The 7,108-nt window shown below is 70.4% G+C and carries 7 protein-coding genes and 1 pseudogene; 6 read left to right on the top strand and 2 right to left on the bottom strand.

Annotation, left to right across the window (positions count from 1 at the left end):
* The 3 genes from AC6LJ5_RS23720 to AC6LJ5_RS23710 all read left to right on the top strand — a co-directional run.
* A partial coding sequence (locus tag AC6LJ5_RS23720; RefSeq protein ID WP_498141783.1) for an anti-sigma factor occupies positions 1-452 on the top strand: 452 nt, incomplete at its 5' end.
* A 104-nt stretch (positions 453-556) separates the two neighbouring features.
* A complete protein-coding gene (locus tag AC6LJ5_RS23715) occupies positions 557-1,105 on the top strand; it encodes a fasciclin domain-containing protein (RefSeq protein WP_498141782.1) in 549 nt (182 codons plus the stop codon).
* Between the two features lie 64 nt (positions 1,106-1,169).
* Positions 1,170-1,898: a tetratricopeptide repeat protein gene (locus AC6LJ5_RS23710; protein ID WP_498141781.1), complete on the top strand. Its 729-nt coding sequence runs from the start codon at positions 1,170-1,172 to the stop codon at positions 1,896-1,898.
* A 60-nt stretch (positions 1,899-1,958) separates the two neighbouring features.
* On the opposite strand, the pseudogene AC6LJ5_RS23705 reads toward AC6LJ5_RS23710, so the two are convergent.
* A pseudogene (locus AC6LJ5_RS23705) lies at positions 1,959-2,708 on the bottom strand (YoaK family protein); the annotation flags it as partial.
* 143 nt (positions 2,709-2,851) lie between these two features.
* Here AC6LJ5_RS23705 and AC6LJ5_RS23700 point away from each other — a divergent pair.
* Positions 2,852-3,343 carry a GNAT family N-acetyltransferase gene (locus AC6LJ5_RS23700; RefSeq protein ID WP_498141780.1) on the top strand — a complete coding sequence of 164 codons (492 nt, stop codon included), beginning with the start codon at positions 2,852-2,854 and terminating at the stop codon, positions 3,341-3,343.
* Here the strand turns inward: AC6LJ5_RS23700 and AC6LJ5_RS23695 are convergent.
* A complete protein-coding gene (locus AC6LJ5_RS23695) occupies positions 3,340-4,386 on the bottom strand; it encodes an aldo/keto reductase (RefSeq protein ID WP_498141779.1) in 1,047 nt (348 codons plus the stop codon). The genes AC6LJ5_RS23700 and AC6LJ5_RS23695 overlap by 4 nt on opposite strands.
* A 318-nt stretch (positions 4,387-4,704) precedes the next feature.
* Between AC6LJ5_RS23695 and AC6LJ5_RS23690 the strand changes: the two genes are divergently transcribed.
* Both AC6LJ5_RS23690 and AC6LJ5_RS23685 read left to right on the top strand, forming a co-directional pair.
* Entirely contained in the window at positions 4,705-5,640 is a 936-nt protein-coding gene (locus AC6LJ5_RS23690; protein ID WP_103275690.1) for an AraC family transcriptional regulator, read from the top strand.
* Between the two features lie 166 nt (positions 5,641-5,806).
* Positions 5,807-7,108: an alanine racemase gene (locus AC6LJ5_RS23685; protein WP_498141778.1), complete on the top strand. Its 1,302-nt coding sequence runs from the start codon at positions 5,807-5,809 to the stop codon at positions 7,106-7,108.

Raw genomic sequence — 7,108 nt, 5'->3', positions numbered from 1 at the left:
CCCCCGCCGCGCGCCCCCGCCCGCGCGAATGGCGCGGCTGGTCCTGGTGGCGCACGCTGGGCGCCGGCCTGGCCGCGGCCATGGTGGTCCTGGCCTTCCTGGTGTTGACGCCGTCCACCCAGCGTGAAGGGCTGCGCACGCTGGCGGTGCTGTCCGGCGACCAGGCGCAGGCCGCGCTGGTGCTGAACCGCCTGCCCGACAAGTCACTGTCCGTCCAGCCCATGCGCGACCTGACGCTGCTGGCTGGCGGTCGCGCGCTGGAACTCTGGGCGATCACGCCGGGCCTGCCGCCGCGCTCGTTGGGCCTGGTCCTGCCCGGCCAGACCAGCCGGCTCAACCCGCGCCTGCCGCCCTTGCCGGGCGACACCGTGGCCGTCACGCTGGAACCGCCCGGGGGTTCGCCCACCGGCGCCCCCACCGGTCCGGTGGTGCTCAGCGGCCCCGTCATCTGACCGCACTCGCCGGCATCAGGGTTTGTCCCAGGTCCGGCGAGCGCATCCAAGCGCCCGACTCCCGCGTATCTCCTTGCGACGGCCAACCAAAAAAGGAGATCGTCATGAAACGGATCGTTTGCATTGCCCTCGCCTGCTCCGCGCTTGCCCTGTCGTCCGCTCAGGCGGCCGACGTCGTGGTGGGCGGCCAACCCATGCTGCCCGGCAAGACCATCGTGGCCAACGCGCTGAACTCCGCCGACCACACCACCCTGGTGGCGGCGGTGAAGGCCGCCGGCCTGGTCGACACCTTGCAGGGCAAGGGCCCGTTCACCGTGTTCGCACCCACCAACGCCGCGTTCGGCAAATTGCCGGCAGGCACCGTGGACACGCTGGTCAAGCCCGAGAACAAGGCCACGCTGACCAAGATCCTCACGTATCACGTGGTGCCGGGCAAGCTGGATTTCGACGCCCTGGCCGCGCAGATCAAGAAGGCCGGCGGCGCGGCCGAACTCACCACCGCCAGCGGCGGCAAGCTGTGGGTGATGATGAACGGCAAGCACAACATCATGCTGAAGGACGAAAAGGGCGGCGTCGCCAATATCGGCCCCTATGATGTCTACCAGTCCAACGGCGTGATCCACGTCATCGACACGGTGCTCATGCCGAAGTGACCCGGTCGGCGCGGCGGCGTGATAGCGGATATCGTAGAGTCCCCTGTCACGCCTATGCCGCGCCATGTCCCGACTGCCCCGCGCCCTCGCCCGCTTGATCCTGTCCGCCCTGCTGGCATGCCTGCCCGCCAGCTTCGCGGCCCGCGCCCAGGGCGCCGACGAATTCGATCAGGCCTATCAGGCCGAGCTGCGCACCGAAAGCGACGCGCTGCGCGCGCGCGTCGCACGCCTGTCGCCCGCCGTGCAGACGCTGAACAAACAGGTGGCGCAGGCGATCCTCACGGGCGACTGGCCCGTCGCCGAACGACTGGGCGCGGACATGGCCCGATTGGATCCGGCCAATGCCGACATCCGCCACTTCCAGGGCAGGCTGCTGGCGTTGCAGAAGCGCTATGCGCCGGCCATCGAGAAATTCGACGAGGCCATCGCGCTGGACGCCGGCAACCGCTGGTTCCTGGTCAGCAAGGCCGGCGCGCAGGCGGATGCCGGCGATCTGGCGGGCGCCCTGCGCAGCGCGCAGACCCTGTGCGAACGCTTTCCCGACTGGAGCATCGGCCACAACCTGCGGGCCGCTCTGCTGGACGGCCTGGACCGCGCGCCCGAAGCGCTGGCCGCGTATGAGCGCGCCATCGCCGCGAACCCCGCCAGCGCGCAGATACGAGTCAACCAGGGCATGCTGTTGCGCCGGCTGGGCCGCCTGGCCGACGCACGCGACGCGTTCGACGCCGCGCTGCGGCTGCAACCGGACTATGCGCGGGCGCAAGCCGAGCTGGACAGCCTGCCCGCGCGCTAGCGTCGTCGGGTCGGCGCCAGGCAAGCAGCCAACTGCGCCCGGCCGCCGCGCCCCTCACAGGCGCAGCATGAAACCCCGGATATCGTCGGCGATGGGCACCATGGCCAGCAGCATCAGCACGATCGCCAGCGGCAGGGTCGAACCGAAGCCCACATGGAAGAACGCATAGGCGCCGGCCACGCCGCCGACGAAGAACAGGCTCACCATGCAGGACAGCACCCGCAGCTTGGCGCGGTCCGCGCGCACGGGAACGCGCTCGTCGCTCTGGCCGGCCGCATTCCAGTAGAACAGCTTGCCCAGTTCGATGCCGATGTCCGTCACCATGCCGGTCACGTGCGTGGTGCGGATCTCGGACTTCGACACCTTGGTGATCATCGCGTTCTGCAGGCCCATGATGTAGCAGAGCAGCATCACGGTCGCCGGCAGGTAGAACCAGCGCAGCTGCTCGATATTCGCGCCCAGCAGGCCGAAGGCCAGCAACAGCACCGCCTCCAGCAGCAGCGGCAGGGCGTACTCGCTGGCCAGCCGCGAGCGGCGGCCGAAATTGATCATGAATGCGGAAGACGCCGCGCCGGCCAGGAACGACAGCAGCGCCGCCAGGCCCTGCAACACCACCAGCAAACCGCCCACCGCCAGGTGGTCGGCCATCATCGAGACGATGCCGGACATGTGCGAGGTGTACTGCTGCACGGCCAGGAAGCCGCCCGCGTTGACCGCGCCGGCGACGAAGGTCAGCACATAGGCCAGGTGGCGGTTGGCCTCCGGGCTGCGCTGCGCGGCGGTCAGCTTGCGTAGATAGGGAATGGGCACGGGCGCGCCTCGGGGTGACGGACAGTCGGGAAAAACATGGCTACCATTCTAGGCTCACGGGCGCCGCCATGGCGCGCCCTGCCCGGAATCCCGGCGGCCCGTCCCGAACGCGCCGCAACGCCAGACCCAGCATCCGTCCCGACATGCCCATACATCCCGCCACGCTTTCCGACCTGCCGCAACTGGCCGCGCTGGCCCTGGCCTCCAAGGCCGTGTGGGGCTACCCGCCCGAGCTGCTGGCGCAATGGCGCGACGACCTGACGCTCGCGCCCGCGGACCTGGGCCGCTGGCGCGTGCGCCTCATGCGTGACGAGCAGGGCATCGCGGGCTTCTATGCGCTGGCGCCGGACGCGGCGGACTGGCGGCTGGAGCATCTGTGGATCGCGCCGCGCGCCTTGCGGCAGGGGCTGGGCCGGCGCCTGCTGGCGCATGCCGCCCGCGTGGCGAGGCTTGCGGGCGCCCGGGAGATCGCGATCGAGGCCGATCCGCAGGCTGAGCCCTTCTATCTGGCGCAAGGCGCGGTGCGCGTCGGCGCGCGCGCCGCGCCCATTCCAGGCGAGCCCGGACGCGCGCTGCCGCTGCTGCGCCTGCCGCTGGACGGCGGCCCGCGCGCATCCATCAGCCAAGCGCGCTAAGCCAGGCCGGCCTCGCGCAGCTGCTGGCGCCGGTACTCGCCCTGGCGCACATGCATCCAGCCCGGATACTCCGGCGGCAGGGCGCTGACCTTGTCCAGCTCGGCCAGCTCGTCCGCCGTCAGCACCAGCCCGACGGCGGCCAGGTTGTCGTCCAACTGGTCGACCCGCTTGGCGCCGATGATGACCGAGCTGACCACCGGCTGCGCCAGCAGCCAGGCCAGCGCCATCTGGGCCGGCGACACGCCGCGCGCCTCGGCCAGGCGGCGCAGCACGTCGACGCAGTCGTAGGCGCGGTCACGGTCGACCGGCGGGAAGTCGAATTCCAGGCGCCGGCTGCCGGCGTCACCGCCGCCATCGCGCCCGTACTTGCCGCTGAGCAGGCCGCCGGCCAGCGGGCTCCAGACCATCAGCCCGACGTTCTCGCTCTGGAGCATCGGCGCCAGTTCCCGTTCCAGGTCACGGCCCGCGACGGTGTAGTAGGCCTGCAGCGACTCGAAGCGCGCCAGGCCGCGGCGCTCGGCAATGCCCAGCGCCTTCATGATCTGCCAGGCCGACCAGTTCGACACGCCGACGTAGCGCACATGCCCCTGGCGCACCAGGTCGTCCAGCGCCCGCACGGTTTCCTCGATCGGCGTGGCCGGATCGAAGCCATGGATCTGGTACAGGTCGATATGGTCGGTGCCCAGCCGCGCCAGGCTGCGCTTGACGCTTTCCATGATGTGATAGCGCGAGTTGCCGCGCGCATTGGGGCCGGCGCCGGTCTGGCCGAACACCTTGGTGGCGATCACCACCTCGTCACGCGCCACCTTCAGGTCGCGCAGGGCCTGGCCGGTGATGGTTTCCGAACGGCCTTCTGAATACACGTCCGCCGTGTCGATGAAGTTGACGCCGGCCTCCAGGGCGCGCCCCACCAGGCGGTTGGCCTCTTCCTGCTGCAACTGGCCGATCTTGCTCCACAGTTCGCCCTGACCGCCGAAGGTCATGGTGCCCAGGCACAGTTCCGAAACGAACAGGCCGGTGTTGCCGAATTTCTTGTAGCGCATGCGTGTGCTCCTGGTTGGGTACGGCGGCCGTCGCCGCGCCGGGATGGCGCGGGAGGCCTGCGAAAGCCCGGCCAGTATGCGGCGACGGTCCGGCGCGCGCGATGCCGGATCCTGCCCTTTTTTTGCCCGATCCTGCCTCGTCCCGGCGGCTCGTCCGCCTTGCGCCCATTCCTCCGCGCCTTCTGCCTATTTCTCCGGATTCAATCTCCCTGATTGGAAAGAGGCCCCCGGCCAGGAATACACTGACCGCACCCGATCCTGCCGCCAGCGTTCCTGTCGCTGGCGCGCGCCCGCCGCGATCCGCCTTTCCCCGCCGACATGATCCCTGCCCAATCCTCCACCCTCGCCACCGCCTCCGCCCGCGCCGAAGTGCTGCGCCTGCTGGACCGCATGACGGGCACGCTGGAAGGCTCGATGGAAACATCCATCGACGGCCTGCACCTGCACCGCCTGTCCCAGCCGGTCGGCCCCAAGCCCGCTTTCCAGGCCGCCGCGCTGTCGGTCATCGCCCAGGGCACCAAGCTGCTGCTGGTCGGCGACGAAGCCTACGAGTACGACCCCTTCCATTACCTGATCTCGTCGGTGGACCTGCCGGTGGTCGCCAAGGTGTCGGTGGCCAGCCCGAGCCGGCCCTACCTGGGACTGCGGCTGGACCTGCATCCCGAGGCCATCACCGCGCTCATCAGCGACGAGAACCTGCCGCCCGCGCCGCCGTCCGACACCTCGCGCGCGCTGAGCGTGAATCCGCTGGACGACACGCTGCTGGACGCGCTGCTGCGGCTGCTGCGCCTGCTGGACACCCCGCGCGACATTCCCTTCCTGGCGCCGATGATCAAGCGCGAACTGCTCTACCGCCTGATGATGGACGGCCAGGGCGCGGCGCTGCGCCAGACGGTGCTGCAGGACAGCCAGCTCAATCGCGTGGCCAAGGCCATCCGCATCCTGCGCGACAACTACGCCCAGCCCCTGCGCGTGGAGGACATCGCCCGCGATGTGCACATGAGCGTGTCCTCGCTGCACCATCATTTCAAGCAGGCCACGGCCATGAGCCCGCTGCAATACCAGAAACACCTGCGCCTGCAGGAGGCGCGACGCATCATGCTGGCCGACGACGCCGGCGTGGCGCTGGCCGCGCACGCGGTCGGCTATGAAAGCTCATCGCAGTTCAGCCGCGAATACAGCCGCCTGTTCGGCGCGCCGCCGCTGCGCGACAAGCAGCGCTGGCGGGACGAGGCGACGCAGGCGCCGGCCTGAGCGATCGCCTCGCGCGCCCCGAGGCGCCATCACGGCGCCTCGGATCCGGATCTAGGGGATAGCCCCAATTCTTGATTTGACAACGTTACCATTAGACTGCCGCCCATCGGATGACAACGTTACCAAATCAGAGTTTCCCTCTGGCAACCCTCCTTTCGGCGGCCGCATGAACCCCTTCCTGGAATCCCTGCTCGACACCCCCCTGGACGACAGTTACCGAGGCGTGCCGCCCGGCACGCCCCCGGTCGCGCTGCGCGACGTGGCCAGTCGCGGCTGGCGGCCGCGCGATGGCGACATGGCCCTGCCGGTGCTGACGCTGGACGAAGCCGCCTTCGCCCACAACACCGACAAGATCTTCCGCTACGTCCATGGCCACGGCGCCGCGCTGGCGCCGCATGCCAAGACGCCCATGTCGCCGCAGATCGTGCAGCGCCTGCTCGACGCCGGCGCCTGGGGCGCGACGGTCGCCAACCTGCAACAGGCCGCCGTGCTGCTGCGCGCCGGCGTGCGCAGGCTGATGCTCGGCAACGAGATCGGCGGCCTGGCCAGCGGCGCTCGCCTCGGCCGGCTGCTGGCGGCCTATCCCGACGCCCGCCTGCTGGCCTTCGCGGACTCCGCCGACACGGTGCGCGCGCTGGCGGCCGCGGCAGGGGAAGCCGGACGGCCGGTAGACGTGCTGGTCGAAGTCGGCGGCGGCCGCGCCGGCGCGCGCGACGCGGCCGGCGTGCGCGCCATCCTGGATGCCGTGCAGGCCCAGGGCGGCAAGCTGTCGCTGGCCGGCGTGGCCACCTATGAAGGCGCGGTCGCCTCGTCCGACCCCGAGGCCACGCGCCGCAATATCGCGGCCCTGATGGCGCGCGCGATCGACGCGCTGCATCAGGTCCGCGCGCTGGCGCCGGCCGCGCCGCTGGTCTTCACCGCCGGCGGCTCGGCCTTCTTCGACCAGGTCACGCAGGCGCTGGCACCCGCATTGCGCCAGGATGGCAACACGCTGCTGGTGCTGCGCAGCGGCGCCATCTTCTTCCATGACCACGGCGTGTACCGCCGCGCGCTCGACGCCATGGATCAACGCGCCGGCTTCGAGTTCGGCGGCGAACGCCACAGCGCGGCGGACTTCCAGCCGGCGCTGCGGCTCTGGGGCGAGGTGCTGTCGCGTCCCGAACCGGGCCTGGCCATCTGCGGCTTCGGCATGCGCGACGTGTCCTACGACCAGGATCTGCCCACGCCGCTGGCCGCGTACCGCGACGGCCGGCCGGTGGCGGGCTGGAACGCGGATGCCACCCGCGTCGCCAAGCTGAACGACCAGCACGCTTTCCTGGCCCTGCCGGCCGATAGCACGCTGACACCCGGCGACGTGATCGAGTTCGGCATCTCGCATCCGTGCACCTGTCTGGACCGCTGGCGCGTGTTCTTCGGGCTGGACGCCGACGGCCGCGTGAGCGGCGCCTACCGCACCTATTTCGGTTAA

The organism is Achromobacter sp. 1011791174 (assembly GCF_059760925.1).
The sequence above is the reverse complement of the archived record's forward strand: the minus strand, read 5'-3'. Positions and strand labels throughout refer to the sequence as shown.